This window comes from Streptomyces sp. NPDC006879 (assembly GCF_042869595.1).
In the GTDB taxonomy this organism is placed as follows: domain Bacteria; phylum Actinomycetota; class Actinomycetes; order Streptomycetales; family Streptomycetaceae; genus Streptomyces.
In genome coordinates, this window is sequence record NZ_JBIAGC010000041.1 from 29,880 (window position 1) to 56,275 (window position 26,396).

Below are 26,396 nucleotides of genomic sequence, written 5' to 3' on the forward strand. Positions count from 1 at the left end.
GGGGTCCGGCCACCGCGCCCCCTCCGTTCTCTTTGTCGTCGGCGCACCCTAAACCGTCTCCCACCTGCCCGTCGAGGTCTGGTGGGAAGTGATGTGTGGCGGGCGGGCCGCTGGGAGCGGCGAGCCGTTCGCTTTCCGTGGGCGCCGCGAGGACGGGCGCGTTCGCCTGGGACAGTGGTGGTGTTGTTGGTGGCTTCCCGGCAGAGGGTTTTGCTCCAGGCGGTGCTCCGGCCAACGAATGCGTACGAACACCTTCGGGTGCGAGACGGCTGCGCACGACCCGCCGTGTGCGGGCACCTCGGCGCCCGGTGTATCGCCCCAAGCATCCCAAGCGGGGTGATCCCGTCCTCGGCACTGCGCCGCAACCGCGCGCCGGGGGGTGCGGGTGCGCGGGAAACCCCGACAGGGGACACCGGGAAGTGCCGCCGCGACGGCATGCCCACCGAGATGAAGGACCGTGGGATCGGCTCGAACTGCCATTAGAGTGGAGGTCCTTACGCGAAGGGGGCTTGTCGGTGCAGCGCTTCGACCGTCTCAAGGAGATCCAACAGCTGGACCCGGTAGGGGATTTCCTGACCGTCTATCGGCTCACTGCCACCTACGAGTTCCCCTGGGACTACACCCGGGCACTCGAACTCGCCCTCTTTCGCACCTACGCCGTACCGAGTATCGGCAGACTGCTCGCCGAGACGAACGAATTCGTCGAGCGCTCACAGAAGCGCTACGACGACACCGCGCTGCTGCTCGATGCCGTGGTCGAGCATGGTTTCGACAGTTCCCAGGGGCGGAGGGCGATTCGCCGGATCAACCAGATGCACCGCAGCTATGACATCAGCGACGATGACATGCGCTATGTCCTGTGCACCTTCGTGGTGATCCCACGACGTTGGATCGACTCCTACGGCTGGCGGCGTCTCAGCGAAGCCGAAGTGACGGCTTCGGCCGTGTACTACGCCACACTGGGGCGTCACCTGGGGATCGCTGACGTTCCCTCCTCCTTCGAGGAGTTCGAACGGTATCTGAAGGCGTACGAGGAGCGGCACTTCGCCTGGGACCCAGGGGGGCGGCAGGTTGCTGACGCCACCATGGACCTCATGGCCTCCTGGTATCCGACAGCCCTAGCCTCGATGTTGCGTGCGTCGAGCCGGGCTCTGCTCGACGATCCTCTGCTTGCGGCCTTCCGGTATCCGCGCCCCCACCCGGCCGTGCGTTTTGCGGTGCGTGGCGCGTTGAGGCTGCGCGGGCGGGCAGTACGGCTGCTCCCGCCACGTTCCCGACCGCACTACGCCCGTCAGAACCCCGAGATCAAGGGCTATCCGAACGGGTACGCGGTGTCGGCCTTGGGTACGCATCCCGTGCCAGGGGCCCGTGGATGTCCTGTGCCGCACGGACGACTCCGGGTGGAACCGCTTGCTCCGAACGACGACTGATGGCTTGAGGCGATCACGGGGCCGTCCGGCGAGTGCTCAGGCTCGGCAGCATCCGGGAAACTCTACAGACGAATAAGAGGTGTTGACAGCAGATCAGTCCTGGCGCGTCGCCAGAGCGAGGAAGCGGGTGTCCTGGTCGGTGTAGGCGGTCAAGAGCCAGCCGGCGGCGCGCAGCACCTCCCGTAGGTTCTGCTCGGCGCGCAGGTCCTCTGGCGTGAGCCGGCGGCCGTGCCGGGCCGCCAGTGCTGCCCGGCCGATGGGATGGAAAAGGGCCAGGCGACCACCAGGCCGCACTACGCGGGAGAGTTCCCGTAGGTCTGCCTCGGGTGCGTGAAGATGCGAGAGCAGGCCGGCCGCGAAGACGAGATCGATTGACCCGGTTCGCAGCGGCAGCTCCGCGACATCGCCCAGCAGCAGGAATCCGACCTGGCCGCGGGCCGCTCGGGCTGCCGCGTGCAGCATGTCCGGGGTGAGGTCGAGGCCGATGACGAGCCCTTTCGGCCCTACGGCTGAGCGGAGGGCGGGAAGGGCCCGCCCGGTGCCGCAACCCGCGTCGAGGACACGGTCGCCGGCACGAAGATCGAGATCGGCCACGGCTTCTTCGTAGCGCCCTTCGTCCTCGGGGAAACGCGCGTCCCAATCCGCGGCCCGTGTGCCGAAGAACTCCTGGACCCTTGCTCTGTCGTCACCCATGGCTTCATCTTCTCGCACGCGAAGTCATGCAGTGAGTGGAGGAATCGATACGCAAGGTGATCGATGGAAGCCGCCTTCCTGTCATATTCGGCAGCTTTCGAAATGCGCCCCCTAGGTGCGCCCTCCGCCGGACTAACGTTCCGGGGCCATGGAGCACCCGGATCCCGTGACCTCCTTCGGCGCGGCCGTTGGCGGGGCAGGGCGCTCCCCGCTCGGGGGCGCGGGGCAGGTCGAGGAGGCGGAACGAGGGCGGTCGCGCTTGCGTTTCGGTCCGGTCGCGAAGTGGCGACGGCCCAAGTCGCTCGGATCGAAGAGAGATGTGGGCTTGTCGGCTCGAATGCCATGTGACATGGACATTGTCGGTTCCTGACCGTGTCGAGCGCCTGACCTCGCCTATCGACGTCCAAGACCAGAACGAGGAGTCCATGCGTACAACCCGTCGAACGCTGGACCCGGCCCCGGGTGGGCGGACGTCCGCGCCCCCGCCACGCGGTCGCCGTGCGCACGCCGGCCCACCCGCGCGAGACGAATGCACGGGCCTGCCCAGGTCCGCTGACCTCGGTCCCGAGGGCTCAGGGCCCATGGTGGCCGTGGTGCCTGTCCTGCGCAGCAGGCTGAAGCCCCGCACGGTACGAGCGAAGATCATCTCACTGCTGGTGGTTCCGATACTCTCGCTCCTTTGTCTGTGGACGCTGGCTGCCGCTGGAACCGCGCAGGACGTCGGCCAACTGAACCGCCTGCATGATCTCGACGCGCAGGTGCGGGGCCCCGTCGGGCGTGTCATCGTCGAGCTCCAGGCCGAGCGCCGGGCCGCCGTCCGTTATGCGACCGCACCCGATGTCGGGCGCGGTGCGGAACTCGAACAACAGGGCCTGCGGAGCGGCACGGCTGTTGCGGAACTCCGGACCAGCGCTGGTCGGGCGATGGGCCAGTACGGCAGCTCTGCACCGGAGGTGGCGAGCCGACTTCGGGACTTCGTCGCCACCGCCGACTCCCTGGCCCCCCTGCGTGAGGACATCACCGCTCGACGTACGGACTCGGAGATCGTCTACGAGCGGTACACACAAGCCATCGGGGTGGGGTTCGCAGTCGGCGCTGCACTGTCGGGGGGCTGGGACCCGGAGCTCGGTGTCGACGCAAGAGCACTATTGGAATTCGAGCGAGCGGCGGAGATGCTCTCCCGTGAGGATGCCCTGCTTTCGGCAGGCTATCTCGGCCAAGGCCTCCGTCCCTCACAACTGCGCCGTTTCATCGGCACCGTGGAGCTGCGCCGCACGCTGAGCGACACAGCGTCAGCTGATCTACCCGACAGACAGCAAGGTGACTGGCAGGCCGTCACCAGCCGGGGGAGCTACGCCGCGCTGGTCGAAGCCGAGGACGCCGTGGTGGCCGCTTCGTCCGGTCGACGGGCGCTGAGCAACGTTCCGGCAGATGCCTGGGACAGCGCGCACGGTGCCATCAGCAATGCCATGGGTGACATTGCCGGGGCGGCGCGTACGGAGGGGGCCCGGCGTGCGCATCCTTTGGCCCGAGGTCTGCTCACCACGGCTGGCGCCGCGGTGGTGCTGGGGCTCGCGGCCGTCGCGGCCTCACTGTTCATCTCGGTTCGGATCGGCAGGGCGCTCGTCGCAGAGCTGGTCTCCTTGCGTGATTGCGCCCTGGACGTGGCGCGCCGAAAGCTACCCGATGCCATGCGGCGCCTGCGCGAGGGCAAGGACGTCGAAGTCGCCGCGGAGGTCGCGTCGCCACCACCGGGCGGGGGGGAGATCGCTCAGGTCGGCGAAGCCCTGGCCACGGTGCACCGGGCCGCACTCGATGCCGCCGTGGAGCGTGCGGAGCTGGCCAACGGGGTGTCCGGTGTATTCGTCAACCTGGCGCGTCGCAGCCAGGTACTCGTGCACCGCCAGTTGAACCTGCTCGATGCCATGGAGAGGCGCGCGGATGACCCCGATGAGCTGGGAGACCTCTTCAGGCTCGACCACCTCACCACCAGGATGCGCCGCCATGCCGAGAGCCTGATCATTCTCTCCGGGGCGGCTCCCGGAAGGGCCTGGCGGACGCCGGTCGGACTCACCACCATCGTGCGGGCTGCCGTCTCGGAGATCGAGGACTACGCGAGGGTCGAGGTCAGACGGTTGCCCGAGGCAGCTGTGGCCGGTGCTGCGGTGGCCGACCTCACTCATCTGCTGGCCGAATTGATCGAGAACGCGACGCAGTTCTCACCGCCGCACACCAAGGTCCGGGTGTGTGGAGAGCCAGTCGCCAACGGATACGCCCTCGAAGTCGAGGACCGTGGCCTGGGTATGGGGCGGGAAAGCATGGAACGTGCCAACCAACGCATCGGCCAGACGGAGGGGCTCGACCTCTTTGACAGTGACCGACTTGGTCTGTTCGTGGTGAGCCGGCTTTCCGCACGCCACGACATCAAAGTGCACCTTCGCGCGTCACCCTACGGTGGTACCACTGCCGTCGTACTGCTGCCGACCGCCCTATTGCAGATGGGGCAAGACCAGACGTCGGTCCCGCCCAGTGCACCGGTGCCTGAGGGCGCCGTTCGACGGCAGGGTTGCCCGCCGGATGTTGCCCTTTTCCCGCAAGAGGGACCGGATCAAGACTCCACCCCTTCGCGGCTGTACCCCGCTGCCGAGGGCCCGGCCGTCCCACGGACTGACGACGGCGCCTCCCCGCCCCCGCCGCAGCTGGGCGGTTCCCGGACGACGACGGTTTCGTCCGCGACGGCCGCACCGCACCCGACCGGTGTTGCCACGACCACCACGGAGCTCCCCCGACGTGTACGGCAGAGGAGTCTGGTTCCGCAGCTACGTCAAGCACCTGATACCGGTGCCGAGCCCGGTGAGGCGAAGTCACCAGGGAAGGAGCAGGACTTGGAGCAGGGTCTAGCCAGCCGGACCCCGGAGCAGGCAAGAGACCGGATGGCTGCGTACCGCACGGGCTGGATCCGTGGCGCGGCCGACGCGAGGACTGAAGGAGGATCCCAATGACGAAGTCAAGCCCTCTGCGTGATCGGTGGGGCGGGGTTGAAGAGTCTCTTGTCATGCAGCATCGCCCAGAGCACGTCGATCCGGCGGCGGGCGAGGGAGAGCAGGGCCCGGGTGTGCAGCAGCCCCTCGCCGCGCTTGTTGAGGTAGGTGTCCCGCGATGGGCCCGGCCGCATCATCGCCCACTGGGCGAGCGTGTAGAACAGTCAGCGCAGGCGCCGTTCGTAGCGTTTGGGCAGGTGGTGATTGCCGGTGCGGCGGTCGGAGTCACGGGGCACAGGGGCGAGTGTGGCGTGGGAGACGAGGCGGCCTGCGTCGCGGTAGCTGGACAGGTCGCCGGCGATGGCGACGAACTCGGCGCCGAGTATCGGGCCCATGCCGGGCAGGGACTTGACGATCTCGGCTCGCTCGTCGGTGCGGAAGGACTCGCGGATCTCCCGGTCGTCGTCCTTGATTCGCTCGTTCAGGGCCAGGAGCTGGTGGGCCAGGTCGCGTACCAGCTTTGCGGCCGGGGTCTCGCGGGGCAGAGCGGTCATCTGGGACTGGGAGGCCTCGACGGCCCTGCCCTCGCCGCCGTCGGCGCCGCTCATCCGGTTGACGGTGCGGCCGGGCACGTAGACGACCCGCTGACCGTGGGCGATCAGCAACGCCAGCAGAGGGGCGAACGCCCGGCCGGCGATGTCCAGCGCCCACCGGACTTCGACAGCCCTCTCCCGAGCCGTGTCGACGAGCGTCAGGATCTGGGCCTCGTCGTTGAGCACCTTCGTCGAGAACACGGTCTCGCCGTCGGTATCGACGGCCACCGCCCAGTGGTGGCCCTTGCCGGCATCGACGCCGACCCATATGCGTGCATGCCGCGAGGTCAACCGCGGCGCTCCTGTTCCTCCGTGACCAGCGCTGTCTTGGTCCGAGGAGCACTCCGCCAACAGTTCCTTAACCAGCGATGCCCACGGTTCCCCATCAGCAGCCGGAGCGCCCCGAAGGACCGGGCGGCCATTCTCCTAGAGCCATTTCAGGCAACCACCGCATCAGCCACACCCGGTCCTCCCGGACCGCCTCACATTCTTAAGGACCACCGATGAGCGAGCGCCACAGCACCGGCACGGTGCGGTGTTCCGGCGAACTGGGTTGGCTGCTTGATGACTTGGTGGTTCGGGTAGCTGAAGTGCGTCATGCGGTCATCCTGTCCAACGACGGACTGGCGGTGGGTGCCTCAACCGCACTTGGCCGTGAGGACGCAGAGCGTCTCGCGGCCGTCGCCTCCGGATTCCACAGCCTGGCCAAGGGTGCCGGCCGGCATTTCGGTGCCGGCGCCGTGCGCCAGACGCTGGTGGAGATGGACGAGGCGTTCCTCTTCGTCGCGGCTGCGGGGGACGGATCCGCTCTGGCGGTGCTCAGCGATGCCAGTGTCGACATCGGAATCATCGCCTACGAGATGGCCAGGCTGGTCAGGCGGGTCGGTGAGCACCTCCGCACCTCACCCAGGGTGAAGGCGTGAGGGCAGCCGGAAGCGGAGTCCGGGTGCAGTGGACGCAGAAGTGGTACGACACGGAAGCGGGACCGCTGGTGCGTCCTTATGCCGTGACGGGCGGGCGGACCGCTCCCGGACCGCGGGGTGTGCACTTCGACCTCATCGCACTTGTCGGCCTTGTGGGGGGCGCCACGGATGCGGATTCGCAGGCATGCCTCGGCCCCGAACACCGAGCTCTGATCGAGCTCTGCCGTTCTGAGCCCCAGTCCGTCGCCGAACTCGCCGCCGATGTCGGTCTTCCGGTCGGTGTCGTCAGAGTGTTGCTGGGCGATCTGCTGGAAGTGGGGCACATCCGGGTCGGTCGCCCGGTACCGGTCGCGCAGTTGCCCGATGAAGGCGTCCTGCGTGAAGTCATCAAAGGATTGAGAGCGTTGTGATGAGGCAGAGCACGGTTACGGACGGAGATTCGACGGCCCTCGCGTTGAAGATCTTGGTGGCGGGTGGCTTCGGGGCGGGGAAGACCACCCTCGTTGGTGCGGTCAGTGAGATTCGCCCCCTACGCACGGAAGAACTCCTCAGTGAAGCAGGGGAGTCGGTGGACGATACAGGCGGCGTCAGGCAGAAGACCACGACCACGGTGGCCATGGACTTCGGACGGATAACCATCAGGTCGGGCCTCTCGCTCTACCTGTTCGGCACACCAGGGCAGGACCGCTTCTGGTTTCTCTGGGACGAACTGTCGCAGGGAGCCCTAGGGGCAGTGGTGTTGGCGGACACGCGCCGCTTGGAGGGCTCCTTCCCCGCGGTTGACTACTTCGAGCACCGGCGCATTCCCTTCGTCGTCGCCGTGAACTGCTTCTCGGGCGCGAGAAGGTACGGTGCACAGGAGGTCGCGCGAGCCCTTGACCTCGACCAGGGCACCCCTGTGGTGCTGTGCGACGCGAGGGAGAAGGACTCCGGGAAGGAAGTACTCGTCCGGCTCGTCGAGTACGCCGGACGGATGCACACCGCGCGCTTGCTGGACTCGGTGGGCGGTTCCGCAGGGGGATAGGCAGGCCGCGGCGCCCGCGTCCCGCAGGCGGGGCGAGGTGGACGGGGGCGCCGCGTCCGCCCGACAGGATCAGTCCGCGACCCCTGCCAGGGCGATCACCTTCTCGACGGGGACCCGCACCAGGAGCTCTCCCGGAACGCCGTTGCGTTCCCCGAACTCCCGGGCCCGTTCCTCACCCATGTAGCGTCCACCGATCCGGGTGGCCCAGTGCCGCAGCTCGGCGGGGTCTTCGCTGACCTCTGCTCGGCCCTGCAGGATGACGAACGAGAACGGCGGGCGGTCGTCATCCACGCAGAGCGCCACTCTGCCGTCCCGCAGGAGGTTTCGCCCCTTGGCGGTCGTCCTGGACGTGTTGAAAACGAAGGAGTTCCCGTCCAGGACGAACCAGATGGGAGCGATGTGCGGGCTGCCGTCCGCGCTGACGGTTGACAGCTTGCCGGTGCGGGTGGAGTGGGAGACGAAGGTCCGCCACTCTTCTTCAGTCATTCTCTTGGCCATGAGCACATCCTTCTTGCCCGAAAGCGAGCGGTGGTGAAGGCTTGCGGAACGGTATGAGGGGGGACGATGACGCTCGACAAGCAGCTCGACTGGCTACTCGACGACCTGACCCGCAGGGTGAACGAGATTCGACACGTGCTGGTTCTTTCGAACGACGGGCTCGTGACGGGGGCCAGTGGCGGCCTCGAACGCGAGGATGCGGAGCACCTGGCGGCGGTATCAGCCGGTTTGCATAGCCTGGCCAAGGGCTCTGGTCGCTACTTCCAGATGGGGGAGGTACGCCAGACGATGGTGGAGTTCGACGAAGGGGTGCTCTTCGTCACCGCCGCCGGCAACGGCAGCTGCCTCTGTGTTCTCAGTGACGCCGAGGCGGACATCGGACAGGTCGCATACGAGATGACACTGCTGGTCAACCGTGTGGGAGAGCACCTGGGCGTAGCGGCCCGGCAGTCAGGTAAGGGTGGTCGGCCGTGAGTTATCCACAGGCGCGCGATACCGGCTGACACGATCCGTCACTTTGCGTTACGTTCTGTGGGTGCGGCTCGCAGAGACGGGGGAACGTAATGAGGCGGTGGCACGTCGGCAGGCGGGGGTTGATCCTCGGCAAGTGTTGCGCATGGGGTACCGAGAGCTCTCGGGGACGTACCGGAGCGGGCCTGAGGGGCGGGGCGCCCCAGAGACGTCCATTCGGCCCCTGTCCTCGGGCGCGAGCTATGGAAGGCGCCGATCGCAGGACCTCCGCCCGGTCTGCGGTTTCAGTCAATGACGACGGGGGAGAGTGGGCCCACGTACAGCCATGCTCCGTTCTCACGGACGAAGCGGCTGTTCTCCTGCAAGGATCCGCTGTGCCCACCTTCGCGGTAGTGGGCGCGGAACTCCACCGAACCTTCCACCTCAAACAGGCCGCCGTTGAGCGATCCCAGGATTTCCAGTCGTACCCAGTGCTGGTCCGCGTCGAGTGTGAGATTCCGGGGACGGGTGTCCGGATGCCAGGACTTCAAGAGATAGCCGGCATCGCCCACCGCGAAAGCGGTGAAGCGAGCTCGCATCAACAGTTCGGCGGTTGGCGCCAGGACCGCCCCGGAGTGAAAGCGCGCGCAGCAACTCTGGTAGCTGGCGGGGAGCCCGCAAGGGCAAGGAGAGACGGAGGACACGCGAGGGTCAGTCCTTCTGAGATCGGTACGGGCGGAACAGGCCCTCCTGGACCACGGAGACCAGGAGCCTACCTTCGATGTCATAGATGCGGCCCTGGGCCAAGCCGCGGCCACCTGTAGCGATCGGAGACTCCTGGTCGTAGAGAAACCACTGATCGGCACGGAAGGGCCGGTGGAACCACATGGCGTGGTCCAGGGACGCCATATCGAAACCGCGCATGCCCCACAGCGGTTCTACGGGAATGCGCACCGCGTCGAGCAGGGTCATATCGCTCGCGTAGGTAAGAGCGCAGGTATGCACCAGCGGGTCATCGCCCAGCGGTCCCACAGCTCGCATCCACACGGCGCTGCGCGGGTCAGCTCCCTTGAGTTCCTCGGCGCCCCAGCGCAGGCGGTCGGTGTAGCGGATGTCGAAGGGTTGGCGACGAGCCATCCGCTCCAGCGACTCCGGCAGCGTGCCTAGATGCTCGCGTACCTCGTCGACGAGCTTGGGCAGTGAGTCGGGGTGCGGAAAGTCCGCACGGGGCGGCAACTGGTGCTCGATGCTGCCGTGCTCGGACTGGTGGAAGGACGCGGTGAGATTGAAGATCGTGCGACCCTTCTGCACGGCCGTCACCCGCCGGGTGGTGAAGGACCTACCGTCGCGGACCCGCTCCACCTGGTACACGATCGGCGTCCCCGGGATTCCCGGGCGCAGGAAGTACGCGTGCAGCGAGTGCACCGGTCGGTCGCCCTCGGCGGTACGTCCGGCGGCCACGAGCGCTTGCCCGGCGACCTGCCCGCCGAAGACCCTCTGGAGGGACTCCTGCGGGCTCAGCCCACGGAAGATGTTGACTTCGATCTGCTCCAGGTCGAGCAGGTCCACCAGCCGTTCGGCGGGGTTCGTCATGAAGGCGTCTGCGCTCCGGTCGGATTCCAGGGGATCCTCACATCTGTCCGACCGAGGTGACCCGTACCACCGCACGGCCCTCCTCGTCGGAGGCTGCAAGATCGACCTCGGCGCTGATGCCCCAGTCGTGGTCACCCTTCGGGTCGGCGAAGGTCTGGCGCACGCGCCACAGACCGTGCTGCGCGTCCTCTTCGATCATCAGCAGCTTCGGACCGCGGGCATCGGGACCGGTGCCCAGGTCCTCGTACTCCTCCCAGTAGGCGTCCATGGCTCCACCCCAGGCGTCTTCGTCCCAACCGGACTCGCCGTCCAACGCGCCGAGCTCCGCCACATGGTCCAGTGCCGCGAGCTCCACGCGGCGGAACATGGCGTTGCGCACCAGTACCCGGAAGGCGCGGGCGTTCGAAGTGACCGGCCGGACCTGGTCGGCCTTCTCCTGTGCCTCCTCCGCCGTCTCCACCTCGGGATTGGCGAGCTGCTCCCACTCGTCCAACAGGCTGGAGTCGACCTGGCGCACCATCTCGCCCAGCCAAGCGATCAGGTCCTCCAGATCCTCCGACTTCAGGTCGTCGGGGATCGTGTGGTCCAGCGCCTTGTAGGCGCTGGCGAGATAGCGCAGGACGATCCCCTCGGTGCGGGCCAGCTCATAGACCGAGGTGAACTCGGTGAAGGTCAGCGCACGCTCGTACATGTCCCGAATAATGGACTTCGGGGACACCGGATGATCACCTACCCACGGGTGGCTCCTTCGGTAGACCTCGTAAGCGTGGAGGAGCAGTTCCTCAAGAGGCTTGGGGTACGAGACCTCCTGGAGGCGTTCCATGCGCTCCTCGTACTCGATGCCATCCGCCTTCATCGCGGACACCGCTTCGCCACGGGCCTTGTTCTGCTGGGCCGCCAGGATCTGTCGAGGGTCGTCCAGGGTGGACTCCACGACGGAGACCATGTCCAGTGCGTAGGAGGGCGACTGTGGGTCCAGCAGGTCGAAGCTGGCGAGCGCGAAGGTCGACAGCGGCTGGTTGAGGGCGAAGTCCTGCTGTAGGTCCACGGTCAGGCGGATTCGGCGGCCCTCGGCGTCAGGGGAATCCAACTGCTCCACCACTCCACCGTCCAAGAGGGAGCGGTAGATCGCGATGGCGCGCCGGATGTGCCGCAACTGGTTCTTACGCGGCTCGTGGTTGTCCTCAAGCAGCCTGCGCATCGCGGTGAAGGCGTCCCCCGGACGCGCGATCACCGAGAGCAGCATGATGTTGGTGACCTTGAAACGGGAGGTCAGTTGCTCAGGCTCGGCGGCGATGAGCTTCTCGAAGGTCGTGTCGGACCATGCGACGAAGCCCTCGGGAGCCTTCTTTCGAACCACCTTGCGACGCTTCTTGGGGTCGTCACCGGCCTTGGCCAACGCCTTCTCGTTCTCGATGACGTGTTCGGGTGCCTGCGCCACCACGAAGCCGGCCGTGTCGAATCCGGCACGCCCCGCCCGGCCTGCGATCTGGTGGAACTCGCGAGCGCGCAGGGTCCGCACCCGGGCGCCGTCGTACTTGGTGAGGGCCGTGAACAGCACCGTGCGGATGGGGACGTTGACGCCCACTCCCAGGGTGTCGGTACCGCAGATCACCTTCAGCAGTCCGGCCTGGGCGAGCTTCTCCACCAGCCTCCGGTACTTCGGGAGCATGCCGGCATGGTGTACCCCGATGCCGTGCCGAACGTAGCGGGAGAGGTTCCGACCGAACTTGGTGGTGAAGCGGAAGTTGCCGATCAACTCGGCGATCCGGTCCTTCTCCTCCCGCGTGCACATATTGATGCTCATCAACGACTGTGCCCGTTCGACCGCCTGGGCCTGGGTGAAGTGCACGATATAGACCGGCGCCTGCCTGATCTCCAGCAGTTCAGTGATCGTTTCGGTGATGGGGGTCGTGACGTACTCGTACGACAGCGGTACCGGCCGGGTGGCCGAGCGCACCACCGAAGTGGGGCGACCGGTGCGCCGCGTCAGGTCCTCCTCGAAGCGGGAAACGTCCCCCAACGTCGCAGACATCAAGACGAACTGGGCCTGGGGGAGCTCCAGCAGCGGGATCTGCCAGGCCCAGCCTCGATCCGGTTCGGCATAGAAATGGAACTCGTCCATCACGACCTGGCCGATGTCGGCGTCCTTGCCGTCCCTGAGCGCGATGGACGCCAGCACCTCGGCCGTACAGCAGATCACCGGTGCGTCTGCGTTCACGGAGGCATCCCCGGTGAGCATGCCGACGTTCTCCGTGCCGAACAGCTTGCACAGATCGAAGAACTTCTCCGAGACCAGCGCCTTGATGGGCGCGGTGTAGAAAGTGACCTTGTCCTGTGCCAGCGCGGTGAAATGCGCCCCCGCCGCCACCAGGCTCTTTCCGGAACCCGTGGGAGTGGACAGGATCACATTCGCACCAGAGACGACCTCGATCAGTGCCTCCTCCTGAGCTGGATACAGGGAGATGCCCTGGTCCTGCGCCCACGAGGAAAAAGCGTCGAAGAGAGCGTCGGGGTCGGCGTTGGGCGGCAGCTGGTCAATGAGGGTCACCACACCATCTTGCCTGGCTTCCGCCCGCAAGAGGGAACCGGCGGACGCTAAGAAGATCACAAACGATACGCTGTGCCGTCCACCGGGCCCTGGAGATGCAGTCGAACGGGTCCCACCACAACAGCAATGGGGCGGGAACGACGATGATGGGACCGGCGCACTCACTCTCTGGGGCGGCAGCATGGCTGGGGGTGGGAGCTGCCACCGCTGCCGCGGGCCATGCGATGCCCTGGCCGGTCCTGGTCATCGGCGCCCTGATATGCGCCGGCGCCGCGCTCGCCCCTGATCTGGACCACAAGTCCGCCACCATCTCGCGGGCCTTCGGTCCCTTGTCGCGCGGGCTCTGCGAGATCGTCGACAAGATTTCCTATGCTGTGTACAAGGCGACTCGTTCCTCACGCGATCCCCGGCGCTCCGGCGGGCACCGAACCCTGACTCACACCTGGCTGTGGGCCGCACTCATCGGCGGCGGCGCTTCTGCTCTCGCGGTGACGGCCGAACGCTGGGGTGTACTGGCGATTCTCTTCGTGCACCTCGTCCTTGCCGTGGAAGGTCTCCTGTGGCGGGCAGCGCGGGTCTCCAGTGACATCCTCGTCTGGCTGCTGGGCGCTACCAGCGCCTGGATCCTGGCCGGCGTGCTCGACGAGCCGGGCAAGGGGGCGAGCTGGCTGTTCACCTCGCCCGGACAGGAGTACCTCTGGTTGGGGCTGCCGATCGTGCTCGGCGCCCTCGTCCACGACATCGGCGATTCCTTGACGGTCTCGGGCTGCCCGATCCTTTGGCCGATCCCCATCGCAGGCAAGCGTTGGTACCCGCTCGGCCCTCCGAAGTCCATGCGTTTTCGCGCTGGCAGCTGGGTGGAGCTGAAGGTTCTGATGCCGGCGTTCATGGTCCTTGGAGGTGTCGGCGGGGCCGCCGCCTTGAACTTCATCTGAGGCCCGCCCTCTCAAGGTCCGGGGGTGCTTGCCGGAGGGTCGTTGGGCAGGGCGCCTGCCGGGCTGTCGGTAGCGGACTCTGGATCGGGCGGGTGGAACGACAGCGACTGCCTCCACAGGTGGTTCGGGCCTCCTCGGGTGAGCTTGCGAGGTCGGGCGGAGTGCTGGATGGCCGACCGGCGATCACCGGCCATATTCCGACTGCTCGCCGGGGCGGTGGTGAGCTGGGAGTGTCGTGACGCGAGGTCGTGCTCGACCCTCGGGCCCCTGGAAGGGAGCGGAACCACCACCTGAGGGTGGGGGACCTGTGTTCCCCTCCGGCGCTGGCGCGGCATCACTGTCGGGTCTTGCTCCGTGGTGGCCCGTTCGGTCAGGGTGAGAGCCGGTGCGCTGGTTGGCCTGGGCGCACCGGAACTGATCACGGGGGTGGCATGGGTTCCCAAGCAGCTCGGTCCGGCGGCCAGAGGGACACGTCGCAAGGGCGGGTACGCGACGTGGTTCGTGACGTGGTTGCCGAGGTGGCCCCGGAGGAACTGCCGTTGGTGGCAGGGTTGTCCGGGTTCGACGACGCGAGGGTCGTACGGCGCCTGAGCGGCCGTAGCCGGCGTCGCGAGACCCTGGGCTTCGGCCTCGGTGAGATCGCCGCGCTGGTGACTCCCGTGGTGTGGCTGGCGGTGGACCAGGCGGCGCAGCGGATCGTGGGCGCCGCGGTGGACGGCACGGTCAGCCGGGCGGGGTCCGTGCTGCGCAAGCTCCTGCGCAAGTCTGACGGACCAGTGATGGTTCCTGCGCTGACTCGCGAACAGCTGGCCGACGTAAGGAAGTCAGTGCTGGAAATGGCTGTGCAGCGAGGCCTGGGGCAGGAGCGCGCGTTGACGATCGCCGACGCGGTGGTGGCCAGGTTGGCGCTGGCCGGCCCGGAGGACCGCGAGCCTGGGCCGGGCGGTCCGGACAGCCCAAGTGGCTCAACCGACCCAACCGGTCCGGCCGGTAGCGAGGCGTGATGGTCGCCGCGCCCGCCGATGCCGATCCGGAGGCGGGGGAACGGCCTGCCTCCCCACCGCTCGACGAGCGGGTGCTCGCCGCCGGCACGACATTGCGCTTCGTGCTGCTCCTGCTGTTGTTGGCCGCGGCGGGCGCGAGCATGGTCCCCCGGACCGTCTGGCATTTCCTCGCATCGAGCGAGAAGGCCGACAAGGAGGTGGGCTGCTGGCTGGCGGCAGGCCTTGACCCCAGTGCGTCCATGAACGCCAGTTTCGTGCAGTACACCCAGAACGCGTCCGCGTTCAAGACATGCGTGGCGCAGTACCGTCAGGAGTTCGGCGGAGTGTCGCTCGGCGTGGGCGCCGGGGCGATCGTCGCGGCCCTCGCGGTGTACTGGCTCCTGCCGGTGTGGCGGACGAGGCGCTCCAAGGTCGTACCCGTGGACGCGATGGACGTGCACGGCGAGCTGCGACCGCTGCTCGACGAGTTGGTGGCCGTCGCCGGGCTCAGCCGCCCACCCCGTTTCGTCGTCGACCCGGCGGCGTCTACGGCCAGCGCTGTCACGTTCGGCCGCTGGCGCGCGCCCACGGTCTGCCTCGACGGCGCTCTGGTCGCCACGAGCGGCACGCAACGCGACCGGTTCCGCGCCGTGGTGCTGCACGAGCTCGCGCACCTGCGCAACGGGGACATCGGAATCACCTATGCCACCATTGCCTTGTGGCGGGTGTTCTTCGTGCTGGTCCTGCTTCCCTGGGCAGCTGCGGGCCTGAACATCCTCTTCTTCACCGGTACCCCGGACGCCCGGGGCACGTTCGCCCCCTTCAACACGCACAACGTGGTCCTCGGTGGCCTGATCGTGCTGGCGGTCTACCTCACCCGCGCGGGGATCTTGCGCAACCGTGAGATCTACGCCGACCGGATGGCAGCACGCTGGGGCACGAGCCGGGAGCCGTGGGAGGTCCCCGCTCGGCAGCGCTCCGGTGTGTGGCCGAGGCTGTCCACCGGGTTCGTCGAGCTCTGGCGCGCGCACCCGTCATGGGCGCTGCGCCGCACATCACTGACCGACCCGAAGGCGCTGTTCGCGCTCGACGGGTTACCCCTGTTCCTCACCGGCCTCGCCGCCGACATCCTCGCCTGGCATCTGGGTACTCTCCTGCCATACGGTGCCCTACCGGCAAAGGCGGTGCTCGTCGCGGGGGTCGTGGTGGGCATCGGCGGCGTCGCGCTCTGGCGTGCCGTGCTGTACGCCCTCCTCACGCGACGACCGGCCCCACCGGGATGGCCCGTCGGGCTGTGGCTCGGATCCGGCATCCTGGTGGGCGAGTTGACCGGCCCGCAGGCCGCGTATAACCACTGGCTGCCAGCGCATCCCGAAGCACTTGTGATCCTCGTGGCCGCGCTGGTCCTGGTGATGACGTGGACCGGGCAGTATGCCGGGTGGTCGCTCAGGTCCTGGCGGGGGCGCTCCCTTGGCCCGGCTGTGTTCGTGGGCCTGGCAGCGCCCTCGCTCGCACTCGCCTCCGTGCTGTCCTGGTGGTACGGACAGGGCGAGTTCCTGACCGACGGGTGGCCCTACACCACGGCTGGGCTCCTCGGCTCGTACGGTCTGCCCGGTCTGCCTCCCCCGCACATCGGCCCGTTGCTTGAAGTCATCGCGGTGGTGGGCGTCCTTCCGGGCACCGTCGCCTCCACCGAGAGTCTGTGGTGGGCCGGGGTCCTCCTCTGGATGCTTCCGCTGCTCACGCTGGCCACTCGCCCTTCGGTGCGCCGCCCGAAATGGCTTGCAGTGCTGCCGGACAACGGTTCACCCCTGGCCCCGCACCCGTCCGGGCCTAGCCGACTGCTGGCTGCCGGGCTGGCCGGCGGACTCGTCTGCTGGGCAGGGCTGGCGTTTGCGCTGGCCCACATGCATACACCGGACCCGGCGGCCGTGCGCATGTCGGGCCCGTTCCAACTCGTGCACCTGATGTGGCCCGTCCTGGTGATCTGTGGGGCGATGGCACTGACGGCCGCGGTCGTCGCCGCGGTGACGGACTCGGCGTGGCTGTTGGCTGGGCTGATCGTGGCGGGTATCACCGCGCTGCTCGGCGCGGGGGGCACCTACCTCCTGATGAGTACGGACGGCTGCCTCGGTCCGCTCAACACCATGACCACCACGTGCAGATGGTGGCCGGACGCGGCCTGGCCCCTGGTGAGGATCGAGCTGGCCTATGTTCTGGCCCTGGGGACGCTGGTGGCCGGCCTGTCCGCCTTCGCTGGCCGTGGCGCCAGGCTGCTCTGGCGAGGGATCGGCCGAATCGGGAGGCACCCGGCAACGCCGTCCACTGCGGAACGGCCACTGAGCCGGGGGCGGCAGCGTGGTGCCCGAGTGGTGGCCATCGCGTTGGTCGTGGCCGGGGCCGGCACGACAGTGCTCACCGTCCAGGCGTCCGGCCCGACCACTCGGCTTTCCCGGCCGCCGGAGCAAATGCTGGATCAGTCGACGCAGGCCCCTTCGGCGCCGATGGCGCGGATCCAGGGCCAAGCGTGGGCAGCTGTCGGGGGCCTGACCCACATTCAGGCGCTCTCCAAGGCGGAGCGGGACTACACCGCCGTGTTCAAGGCCGTGGCGAAGACCACTTCCGACGCGCAGTTCCTCAGGGAGATGAGCAAGATGGGCGCCGCGTGCGACGGCCTGGCCCGGGCGACGGAGCGAGCCGGTGCCTACTTCACCGTCCCCGACCCGGCCGGACAACGGGTGTGGTCACAAACGCTCGTCCACTATCAGCAGTTGGCCACCGCGTGCCGAGGTCTTGCCGCTCAGCCGAGCGTTGCGACTGCCCGAGTCGCCACAAGGGCTCACCAGTTCGCCGTCGATTCGGCGGGTGCGATGTTCTACTGGCTTGCCGAGACGGGTGCGATCCGATCCAAAGCGTCGTGAACAAGTCGTGAGGAGCTACCGGCCGCTATGGCAGGTGCGTGACAATCGGATGGAACCGTGGTCTCTTTCAGCAATCGCCTCTACAGTCGCACCATGCTGAACGAGGGGGGAACCGCCAGGAAACGCAGGCGGCGATTACGCGGCGCGGCCGGACGGGTCGCGATGTTCGGGCTGAGCTCAGCACTCGCGCTGACCGCCTGCGGCAGCGACAGCAGCGACAGACCCAAGACCGAGGAAGCCGGTGAGCACCACACCGTCGTACTGGAGGCTACCTCCGACTACGGCAGGCCGATAGCGATCAACTACTTCGGTTCGGCTACCGGACCACAGGGGATCATCGCGATCGGGGCGGAGGGCGAGGGGGAGCTGTCGGCGGAATCCCCCTGGAAGGTCACACTCACCGTGGCCGGCAAGAACCCGTGGATATCCCTGTCGGCCAACGGGACTGGCTGTATCGGCCGTGCGACCGGGGGCGACTCCTGCACCACGGGGTCCATACCCAAGCGCGAGGACATCGCGGGCACCGGCACCACCACCTGCCGTATCGTCATCGACGGCAAGGTCGTGGCGAAGGAGTCCTACACCTATCCCACGATCATTCCCGTCACCTGCCTCACTCCGCGCAGCGGGAAGGTCGGTGGGGGAGGATGACGGACGACCCTGCGCGACCCGTCCCTCCGGGACAGCCGCTGCCGCCCGCCGTGGGCGAAGGCGACGACGGACATGAGGAGAACGCCGGCGAACAGTCACCCCGGCGTGGTCGGTCATGGCAGCGTGCCGTACTCATCGCGCTGGGCGCACTGGCCCTCGCCACCGTCGGGCTGCTCCTGTGGGCCATCAGAGCCGGGGGGCCGGGCGGCCCCCCGTCCTCCGTGCGCTCCGACCTGGCCCGCTCCGCGGCGTTGTTGCGCGACGCCCCGGCTCTGCACTACGCGGGCACCATCGACGTCAAGGGTCAAGGCGAAGCCCGCTTGGACCTGGTCGTCAGTAACCCCGGTGACGCACTCGGTACGTTGACGATGCCCGAGAGCCCCGCGCTCGACTTCGTCGCCATAGCGGGCAAGTCCTTCCTGAGGGGAAACGCTGAAGCATGGCGGTCGATCGGTATGGCCGACAAGTCCGAGCTGTTGGCGGAACAACCCCGCCTGGTCGGGCCGGGCCTGCTCTTCTCTCAAGACCTGGCCACGGCCCTGACACCTCCGGCGCTGGCGAAAGCCCTGCTGCTGGAGAAGGTCCCCGACGAGGAGATCACCGTCGGCGAGGCGGTAAGCACAGGCGATCACACCTGCACCCCCGTCCGTGGCGACTCCATGACCTTCTGTCTGGGGCAAGAACGGGTGGGAGGCGCTCGCTTCGTCGATCGCATCAGCTTCCCAGGCGGATCGACCGTCCTCACCATCAAGGCGATGTCCCGGCTGGAGGTGAAGCGGTTCTCCGCCGACTTCCAGTCGAAGCTCACCATGACCCACGTAGCGGTCAACCCGCGGATCCGCGTGACCACCCAGATCCTCACGGACTACGAGGGCGATTGCGCCCCGACCCTCTGCATCTTCAAGGCCCGGACCACCGTCACCTTCCTCGGTTCCACCGCAGCTTCCGAAGCTTCCGAACCTGTCCAGGTGAACTACGCGTGGACCATAGAGCGGGACGGGGCGCCGGTGAAGGTCGGCGCCGACTGCTCGGGCGCCGTCCTGGTCAAGCCGGGCCAGTCGACCGACCTGTCGTGCACCGGCACCGGCCCCTCAGTTCCGGCCGGCGGGCCGAGCCGTGGCAAGTACCACGGTCGGATCGTCACCTCCGATGTCGCGCTCACCGAAGCGGAGTACACGCGCCTGGTGCGGCTGGCGGTGGACAACAGCAAGAAGGTCGCCGCCCTTGCGGACCTGCCGCCGCCCAGCTGACCGTGCCCGCGCCGCTTCTGTCCGCCATGATCACGCGGAAAGTGCTCGCGAAACCGCGAAACCGCGGCGCCTGGGAGCGGGCCACCTCGCCGGTCAGCCGTGCCAGGAGCGCCACAGCGCGGCGTAGGCACCGTCCGCCATGACGAGTTCCTTGTGGCTGCCCAGCTCGCTGATCCTTCCCCCCTCCACGACCGCGATCACGTCCGCGTCGTGGGCAGTGTGCAGCCTGTGCGCGATCGCCACTACGGTGCGCCCCGCCAGCACTCTCGCCAGTGATCGCTCCAGATGTCGTGCCGCCCGCGGATCCAGCAACGAGGTCGCCTCGTCCAGCACCAGGGTGTGCGGGTTCGCCAGCACCAGCCGAGCCAATGCGATCTGCTGGGCCTGAGCAGGGGTGAGGCTCTGGGCACCCGAGCCCAGCTCCGTATCGAGACCACTGGTCAGGGCCCTGGCCCAGCCGTCCGCGTCCACGGCTTCGAGAGCCGCCCACAACGCAGGATCCCCGGCGTCCGCGCGAGCGAGCCGAAGGTTGTCGCGTAGACTCCCGACGAACACATGGTGCTCCTGGTTCACCAGCGCCACATGCGTGCGCACCACTTCGGCGGGCATCGAAGACAGCGATGTGCCCCCCAGAGTCACCGCGCCCCTACGCGGTGCGTAGATGCCCGCCAGCAGCCTGCCGAGCGTGGACTTGCCGGCACCTGAGGGACCCACCAGCGCGACCCGGGTGCCCGGCGGCACCTTGAGGCTCACCTCGTGGAGCACGTCCACGCCGTCGCGATAGCCGAAGCGCACCCCCTCGGCGCGGACCGTCCGCCCCTGCGGCACCAGGCGCTCGTCACCGCTGTCGGGCTCGATGTCACGGACGCCCACGAGCCGGGCCAGGGAAACCTGTGCCACCTGGAGTTCGTCGTACCACCGCAAGATCAAACCGATGGGGTCAACCATCATCTGCGCCAGAAGGGCGCCGGTGGTCAGCTGGCCCACGCTCAGCCAGCCCTCCAGCACGCCGTACCCACCGACGACGAGAACGGTTCCCAGGATCATCACGTAGGTGACGTTGACGACGGGGAACAACACCGAGCGGAGCCAAAGGGTGTAGCGCTCCCAGTCGACCCACTGCTTGATCCGGCGGTCGGAGAGGGCCACGCGGCGCTCCCCGAGGCGGTACGCCTCGATGGTTCCACCCGCGTCCACCGTCTCCGCTAGCATCGCCGCCACCGCCGCGTACCCGGCGGCCTCCGAACGGTACGCCGAGGGCGCCCGTCTGAAGTACCAGCGGCAAACGATGACCAGCACCGGAAGTGCCACCAGCGCGGCCAACGCCAGCGGGGGAGCGGTCACGGTGAGTGCGCCGAACAGCAGGGTCGCCCACACCAGGCCGATGGCCAACTGAGGTACGGCTTCCCGCATCGCGTTGGCCAGCCGGTCGACATCGGTGGTGATCCGCGACAGGAGATCTCCGGTACCGGCTCGTTCCAGTACTCCAGGCGGCAGTCCGACCGAACGCACCAGGAAGTCTTCGCGCAGATCGGCGAGCATCTCCTCGCCCAGCATCGCCCCCCGCAGTCGCATGAGGCGGGTGAACAGCGTCTGTGTGACCAGCGCGACTGCGAAGAACAGCGCCGTCCGGCCCAGGTGGAGCTCGCGCGCGCCCCGCGTCAGATCGTCGACGACCATGCCCAGCAGGTACGGGCCGACCATGGAAGCGATCACCGCGATCGCGTTGGCGCAGACCAGCAGGATGAAGGCCCGCCGATGCCTTCGAAGCAAGCTGCGGACATAGCTGCGCACCGTGGCCGGACCGCCCACGGGCAGAGTCGTGGCTGCCTCGGGGGCGGCAGGGTCGTACGCGGGTGGGGCGACGCCGATCATGCCGACTCCCCGATCTCGGGTCGATCACGCAGATCTCCGCTGGCCGAGGACAGGCTCGTCTTCGGGCCTGTTCGGGAGGAAGGGCGGCTCACCAGGTGCTCCTCGGTCTCGGTTTCCCGTGTGACGACGGCTCGGTATCGGGGATCGTGTAGGAGCTCGCGATGACTTCCGGCCGCCACAGCGCGAGCCTCGTGGACGAACACCACTCTGTCCGCGCGATCGAGCAGCAGGGGGGAGGAGGTGAAGACCACGGTGGTGCGCTGCTTGCGCAGAGCGGAGACGCTCTGCGCTACCCGGGCCTCGGTGTGCGAGTCCACCGCGGAAGTCGGCTCGTCCAGAACCAGTACCTGTGGGTCTGTCACCAGTGACCGGGCCAGCGCGAGTCGCTGTCGCTGTCCGCCGGACAACGAGCGTCCACGCTCGGTGATGCGTGCGTCCAGCGGGTCGGTGACGCCTTCCGCAGCCGACTGCAAGATCGCGTCGAGTACGTCGCCGCACTGCGCGGCATCCAGTGCGGTCGTGGCGTCCACCGCCCCGGAGGAGGGCACCTCGAAGAGTTCGCGCAGGGTCCCGGAGAGGAGAACCGGGTCCTTGTCCTGGACGAGGACCAACGAGCGTGCACTTCGTAGCGTCAGCGAGTCCAGCGCGACGCCGCCCAGCCGTACCGACTCTGCTTGCGTGCCCGTGGCGGCGGGCTCGGCATGCCCGCCGAGCCTGCTCGCAGTCTCCCCAGCGAGGTCCGGATCGCCGCACACCACGGCGGTGAACAGCCCGGAGGGCGCCGACAGCCCGGTGACGGGGTCGTACAGGTCGCCGTCAGGTACCTCACAGCCGTGCGCGGGGCGCCCCGGGCTGGCCGCCGCGCTGCGGGACAACGCCAGGACCCGGGCGGCGCGTTGCGCGGAGGGGCGAGAGAAGGAGTACGCCATGGCGATCTCCTCGAAGTGGCGCATCGGGTACATCATCAGCGCCACCGCGCTGTAGACGGCGACGAGTTCACCCACCGTGATCCGACCCTGGAGGGCGACAGTCGCCCCGTACCAAACCACCGTGATCATCAGCAGGCCCGGCAGGAGCACCTGGACCGCGGAGATCAGCGCCCACATGCGGGCGCTGCGCACGGCTGCCTCCCGGACTTCCTGTGAGGCCGCGCGGTAACGTCCGAGGAACAGCTCCTCGCCTCCGATCCCACGGAGTACCCGCAGGCCCGCCACGGTGTCGGAGGCGAGTTCGGTGGCCCTGCCCGCCTTCTCACGCTGCAGGTCGGCGCGGTGGGTGGCCTTGGGGAGGAGGGGAAGTACGGCCAGCGCCAGTACGGGAACGCCGATGGCGACGATCATCCCCAATGCGGGTACGTACAGCAGGAGTGCCGTACAGATGATCACCACGGACACGAAGGCGGCCAGGAAACGAGAGACTGCTTCAACGAACCAGCCGATCTTCTCCACGTCCCCGGTGGAAACCGCGACGACCTCGCCGGCGGCGACCCGCCGGGTCAGCACCGAGCCGAGTTCGGCGGCCTTGCGGGCGAGCAACTGCTGTACGCGGGCCGCAGCGGTGATCCAGTTGGTCACGGCGGTGCGGTGCAGCATGGTCTCACCGATCGCGATAGCGGCACCGAGCGCCACGATCAAGGCGCTGACCCAGGCCAGTCGCCCTCCGTCGCGCTCGACGGCGGCGCTGACGCCGGCGCCCACGGCGAAGGGGAGGCCGGCGATGCCGCAGTGGTGGAGGAGGCCCCAGGCCAAGCTGCGCAGTTGCATGCCGAGCTGGTTGCGGCCGAGCCACAGCAGAAGGCGGGGACCGGACCGAGTATCCGGTAGCCCAGGATCCGGATAGGGAAGATCGCTGATCTGCATGACGTCCCAAGGCTTGGTTGGCTCGGTGGAGAGTTCAAACCATGCAAGGTTCGCTTTCCGGACCACCTCCGCACAATCGATTTTCGAGACCGTGCGCAGGCCCGCCGGCCAGCGGGCGCTCTGTCATCCCTGACGGGGCATCGGGGCTGGCCGAATGCGCTGACTCACCGGGGGAGGCGAAAGCCTCAGCGGCATTCCGACTCGGTGGCCAGGGCGGTGAGGAGACCGCCGAGTGCCTTGCGCTGGTCGGTGTCCAGAGGGGCGAGTATGTCCTCCGCCGCTGCCCGCCGGACTTCGCGCAGTTGCCGCAGTGTGGCGCGGCCGGCCTCGGTGATCTCGATCAGGACGACCCGCCGGTTCTTGGGATCGGACACGCGTCGTACCCGGTCGGCGGCCTCCAGGCCGTCTACGACGGTGGTCACGGCGCGCGGGACCACCTCCAGCTGCGCGGCGAGGTCCGCCATCCTGGGCGGCTGCTCGTAGTGGGCGAGCGTGCGGAGCAGCCGGGACTGCGCCGGCGTGATTCCCAACGGCTCCAAATGCCGCTTGTGGATGCGATGGAGCCGGCGGGTGAGGCGGAGCAACTGCTCGGCCAGTATCCCGTCGGGATCGGACGTGGCGATCGACGCAGGGGCGGTGCTCATGGGGGAACGGTATCAGGACCCTATTCATTGTGTACATAGGTAACAATGGGCTATGCTCCATTTAGGACTGTCGTCTCATGCGGTGTAAAGGAGCCCATGCGCCCCCAAGAGCCCGAGTGGACACCACCGATGCGTCCGCTCGATGCCCGTCGTGCGTCTTCCGCGGCGCAGCCGCGTGAGCTGCGTCGTATCGTCCGCCTCTTCCGCCCCTATCGTGGCCGCCTCGCTCTGGTGGGTCTGCTGGTCTGCGCCTCCTCGCTGGTGACGGTGGCTTCACCCTTCCTGCTGCGTGAGGTCCTCGACACGGCCATTCCGCAGGGTCGTACGGGCCTGCTCAGCCTGCTGGTGCTGGGCATGATCGCCATCGCGGTGGTGACCAGTGTCTTCGGGGTCCTGCAGACCTTCGTTTCGACCACGGTGGGGCAGAGAGTCATGCACGATCTGCGAACCGCCGTCTACGCCAGGTTGCAGCGGATGCCGCTGGCCTTCTTCACCCGCACCCGCACAGGCGAGGTCCAGTCCCGCATCGCCAACGACATCGGTGGCATGCAGGCCACCGTCACCTCCACGGCCACTTCGCTCGTCTCCAACGTCACGGCCGTGGTGGCCACGGTGGTGGCGATGCTCGCCCTCGACTGGCGGCTGACCGCGGTGTCGCTGCTGCTCCTGCCCGTCTTCATCGCCATCAGCCGCCGGGTGGGCGCCGAGCGCAAGAAGATAGCCACCGAGCGGCAGCGTCAGATGGCTGCCATGGCGGCAACCGTCACCGAGTCACTTTCGGTGAGTGGGATCCTGCTGGGGCGCACGATGGGGCGAGCCGAGTCCCTGACTCGCTCCTTCGAGATCGAGTCGGAGCGTCTGATCGACCTGGAAGTACGCTCCAGTATGGCGGGGCGGTGGCGGATGTCCACCATCGGCATCGTCATGGCGGCGATGCCAGCCCTGATCTACTGGGCTGCCGGTATCGCCCTGCAAACAGGAGCCCCGGCCTTGTCGCTGGGCACGCTCGTCGCCTTCGTCACCCTCCAGCAGGGGCTCTTTCGTCCTGCGGTCAGCCTTATGTCGACGGGCGTGCAGATCCAGACCTCGCTGGCCCTCTTTGCGCGGATCTTCGAGTATCTGGACCTTCCGGTGGACATCACCGAACCCGCGGACCCTGTCCGCCTCGATGAGGTGAAGGGTGAAGTCCGCTTCGATAAGGTCGAGTTCGCCTATGAGGCCGGTCCCGGTGATGCCACTCTTCGTGATATCGACCTGACGGTTTCCGCGGGAAGTTCGCTGGCCATAGTCGGTGCCACGGGTTCCGGTAAGAGCACCCTGAGTTACCTCGTTCCGCGTCTCTACGACGTTACGCGGGGCCGGGTGACCCTTGACGGCGTCGACGTAAGGGACTTGGACTTCGACTCCTTGGCCAGAGCTGTCGGGGTCGTCTCGCAGGAGACCTACCTCTTTCATGCTTCCATCGCTGACAACTTGCGCTTCGCTCGGCCCGACGCCACAGCTGAGGAGATAGCCGAAGCTGCGAGGATCGCGCAGATCCATGACCACATCCTGTCCCTGCCCGAGGGGTATGAGACTCTCGTCGGCGAGCGCGGCTACCGCTTCTCAGGGGGCGAGAAGCAGCGGCTCGCCATCGCTCGTACGATTCTGCGCAATCCCCCGGTGCTCATCTTCGATGAGGCCACCAGTGCTCTGGACACACGCACGGAGCATGCCGTGCAGCGTGCCCTGGACACGCTTTCAGCGGGGCGCACCACGATAACCATCGCTCATCGGCTCTCAACGGTCCGAGATGCCGATCAGATCGTAGTTCTGGACGGTGGGCGGATCGTCGAGCGCGGCACCCACCGGGACTTGCTGGAGCGCGAGGGGCACTACGCGGCACTGGTGCGGCGTGATGCCGAGCTCGCTCCGGAGCCAGCGAAATGATGCGTGCGTCACCCCGTTGCATACAGGTACGGAGCTTATCGCCACATTGGTCTTCGCGTATGGCTTACGACTCTCGGCTCGATGGGGGCGTTGACCGCCGCGTTGCTCGCGCCGTAACTCTTCTCAGCGCGAGGTGCTCCAGAACAGTTGCGGGTCCTGGTCATCACAGACGGGTGGCGGGCCGCGGAGGTCTATGGAGTAGTGGACCCAAGCCTGAGTCTTCCCCCGGGCACTGCCCGCCGGGCAGCTGGGACTTCCGGTGTTCCTCTGCCCGGGGGAGCCCTTGGCAACTCCGAAGGACTCTTGTTCCCTGCCACCGATCCTGTGGGCTCAGGAAAGGCAGTTAGGGCGTGTTGCGCGAGTCCCGCCTGCCCCGCGGCGCCTGGCACGCACGCTCGCCGCGTTGTCGGAATCACCCAAGTACATCCGGCACGAGGGTGCCCTCCGCCTTGCGAGCGCCCGCACCAGAGGCCGCGGGGCCTGCCCTCCGGACGGACGGCGCTACTCTCGCAGCACGCCCTAGTAGTGCTTGGTCAGGTCGTGTTTGGTGGTGCGTGTCCTTCGGGTTGTGTGTCGCGTTGTGGGTGTGTGACTCCGGACGAAATGGCTGCGG

20 protein-coding genes and 1 pseudogene are annotated in these 26,396 nt (G+C 67.7%); 12 read left to right on the forward strand and 9 right to left on the reverse strand.

The features are described 5' to 3' along the window. Positions 1-515: 515 nt before the first annotated feature. A complete protein-coding gene (locus ACFYMC_RS24170) occupies positions 516-1,430 on the forward strand; it encodes an oxygenase MpaB family protein (RefSeq protein WP_388528767.1) in 915 nt (304 codons plus the stop codon). A gap of 93 nt (positions 1,431-1,523) precedes the next feature. On the opposite strand, the gene ACFYMC_RS24175 is transcribed toward ACFYMC_RS24170, so the two are convergent. After that, the gene (locus tag ACFYMC_RS24175) at positions 1,524-2,123 is read right to left on the reverse strand and encodes a class I SAM-dependent methyltransferase (RefSeq protein ID WP_388528769.1); all 600 of its coding nucleotides are present in this window, start codon (positions 2,121-2,123) and stop codon (positions 1,524-1,526) included. Positions 2,124-2,716: 593 nt separating this feature from the next. Here ACFYMC_RS24175 and ACFYMC_RS24180 point away from each other — a divergent pair. Then, positions 2,717-5,125, forward strand: a complete 2,409-nt coding sequence (locus ACFYMC_RS24180; RefSeq protein WP_388528771.1) for a nitrate- and nitrite sensing domain-containing protein — start codon at positions 2,717-2,719, stop codon at positions 5,123-5,125. Positions 5,126-5,130: 5 nt separating this feature from the next. On the opposite strand, the pseudogene ACFYMC_RS24185 reads toward ACFYMC_RS24180, so the two are convergent. After that, positions 5,131-5,988: pseudogene (locus ACFYMC_RS24185) on the reverse strand (transposase). 212 nt (positions 5,989-6,200) lie between these two features. Between ACFYMC_RS24185 and ACFYMC_RS24190 the strand changes: the two are divergent. Genes ACFYMC_RS24190 through ACFYMC_RS24200 form a run of 3 tightly spaced genes read left to right on the forward strand, consistent with a single transcriptional unit; the run spans position 6,201 to position 7,644 of the window. Further along, complete coding sequence (locus tag ACFYMC_RS24190; protein WP_388528773.1) at positions 6,201-6,620, forward strand: roadblock/LC7 domain-containing protein; 420 nt, start codon at positions 6,201-6,203, stop codon at positions 6,618-6,620. Next, entirely contained in the window at positions 6,617-7,030 is a 414-nt protein-coding gene (locus ACFYMC_RS24195; protein WP_388528775.1) for a DUF742 domain-containing protein, read from the forward strand. The genes ACFYMC_RS24190 and ACFYMC_RS24195 overlap by 4 nt, the downstream gene beginning before the upstream one ends. Further along, on the forward strand, positions 7,030-7,644 hold the full coding sequence (locus ACFYMC_RS24200; RefSeq protein ID WP_388528776.1) for an ATP/GTP-binding protein: 615 nt from the start codon (positions 7,030-7,032) through the stop codon (positions 7,642-7,644). Before ACFYMC_RS24195 ends, ACFYMC_RS24200 begins: the two co-directional genes overlap by 1 nt. 69 nt (positions 7,645-7,713) lie before the next feature. Here ACFYMC_RS24200 and ACFYMC_RS24205 read toward each other — a convergent pair whose 3' ends face one another. Further along, complete coding sequence (locus ACFYMC_RS24205; RefSeq protein WP_388528778.1) at positions 7,714-8,142, reverse strand: PPOX class F420-dependent oxidoreductase; 429 nt, start codon at positions 8,140-8,142, stop codon at positions 7,714-7,716. Between the two features lie 66 nt (positions 8,143-8,208). Here ACFYMC_RS24205 and ACFYMC_RS24210 point away from each other — a divergent pair, with 66 nt between their 5' ends. Beyond that, positions 8,209-8,616, forward strand: coding sequence for a roadblock/LC7 domain-containing protein (locus ACFYMC_RS24210; RefSeq protein ID WP_388528780.1), 408 nt, complete (start codon positions 8,209-8,211; stop codon positions 8,614-8,616). A gap of 281 nt (positions 8,617-8,897) precedes the next feature. On the opposite strand, the gene ACFYMC_RS24215 is transcribed toward ACFYMC_RS24210, so the two are convergent. Genes ACFYMC_RS24215 through ACFYMC_RS24225 form a run of 3 tightly spaced genes read right to left on the reverse strand, consistent with a single transcriptional unit; the run spans position 8,898 to position 12,796 of the window. Further along, on the reverse strand, positions 8,898-9,380 hold the full coding sequence (locus ACFYMC_RS24215; RefSeq protein ID WP_388528781.1) for a YchJ family protein: 483 nt from the start codon (positions 9,378-9,380) through the stop codon (positions 8,898-8,900). Then, positions 9,304-10,185, reverse strand: a complete 882-nt coding sequence (locus ACFYMC_RS24220) for an acyl-CoA thioesterase (protein ID WP_388528782.1) — start codon at positions 10,183-10,185, stop codon at positions 9,304-9,306. Before ACFYMC_RS24220 ends, ACFYMC_RS24215 begins: the two co-directional genes overlap by 77 nt. Before the next feature lie 37 nt (positions 10,186-10,222). Further along, positions 10,223-12,796 (reverse strand): DEAD/DEAH box helicase, encoded by a 2,574-nt coding sequence (locus tag ACFYMC_RS24225; protein ID WP_388528783.1) that lies wholly within the window; start codon positions 12,794-12,796, stop codon positions 10,223-10,225. Positions 12,797-12,879: 83 nt separating this feature from the next. Here ACFYMC_RS24225 and ACFYMC_RS24230 point away from each other — a divergent pair, with 83 nt between their 5' ends. The 5 genes from ACFYMC_RS24230 (at position 12,880) to ACFYMC_RS24250 (ending at position 19,476) form a co-directional block, all read left to right on the forward strand. After that, entirely contained in the window at positions 12,880-13,671 is a 792-nt protein-coding gene (locus tag ACFYMC_RS24230; RefSeq protein WP_388528785.1) for a metal-dependent hydrolase, read from the forward strand. A 431-nt stretch (positions 13,672-14,102) separates the two neighbouring features. Further along, complete coding sequence (locus ACFYMC_RS24235; protein WP_388528787.1) at positions 14,103-14,675, forward strand: hypothetical protein; 573 nt, start codon at positions 14,103-14,105, stop codon at positions 14,673-14,675. Further along, positions 14,675-17,575 (forward strand): M48 family metalloprotease, encoded by a 2,901-nt coding sequence (locus tag ACFYMC_RS24240; protein ID WP_388528789.1) that lies wholly within the window; start codon positions 14,675-14,677, stop codon positions 17,573-17,575. The genes ACFYMC_RS24235 and ACFYMC_RS24240 overlap by 1 nt, the downstream gene beginning before the upstream one ends. A 93-nt stretch (positions 17,576-17,668) precedes the next feature. Next, positions 17,669-18,226 (forward strand): hypothetical protein, encoded by a 558-nt coding sequence (locus ACFYMC_RS24245; protein WP_388528791.1) that lies wholly within the window; start codon positions 17,669-17,671, stop codon positions 18,224-18,226. Further along, complete coding sequence (locus tag ACFYMC_RS24250; RefSeq protein ID WP_388528793.1) at positions 18,223-19,476, forward strand: hypothetical protein; 1,254 nt, start codon at positions 18,223-18,225, stop codon at positions 19,474-19,476. The genes ACFYMC_RS24245 and ACFYMC_RS24250 overlap by 4 nt, the downstream gene beginning before the upstream one ends. Before the next feature lie 93 nt (positions 19,477-19,569). On the opposite strand, the gene ACFYMC_RS24255 is transcribed toward ACFYMC_RS24250, so the two are convergent. The 3 genes from ACFYMC_RS24255 to ACFYMC_RS24265 all read right to left on the reverse strand — a co-directional run bounded on the left by ACFYMC_RS24255 (position 19,570) and on the right by ACFYMC_RS24265 (position 23,854). Further along, entirely contained in the window at positions 19,570-21,351 is a 1,782-nt protein-coding gene (locus ACFYMC_RS24255) for an ABC transporter ATP-binding protein (RefSeq protein ID WP_388528795.1), read from the reverse strand. Next, complete coding sequence (locus ACFYMC_RS24260) at positions 21,348-23,210, reverse strand: ABC transporter transmembrane domain-containing protein (RefSeq protein WP_388528796.1); 1,863 nt, start codon at positions 23,208-23,210, stop codon at positions 21,348-21,350. The genes ACFYMC_RS24255 and ACFYMC_RS24260 overlap by 4 nt, the downstream gene beginning before the upstream one ends. A gap of 185 nt (positions 23,211-23,395) precedes the next feature. Continuing rightward, positions 23,396-23,854: a MarR family winged helix-turn-helix transcriptional regulator gene (locus ACFYMC_RS24265; RefSeq protein ID WP_388528798.1), complete on the reverse strand. Its 459-nt coding sequence runs from the start codon at positions 23,852-23,854 to the stop codon at positions 23,396-23,398. Positions 23,855-23,950: 96 nt separating this feature from the next. On the opposite strand from ACFYMC_RS24265, the gene ACFYMC_RS24270 reads away from it, so the two are divergent. Further along, positions 23,951-25,783: an ABC transporter ATP-binding protein gene (locus tag ACFYMC_RS24270; protein ID WP_388528800.1), complete on the forward strand. Its 1,833-nt coding sequence runs from the start codon at positions 23,951-23,953 to the stop codon at positions 25,781-25,783. The last annotated feature ends 613 nt before the right edge of the window (positions 25,784-26,396 follow it).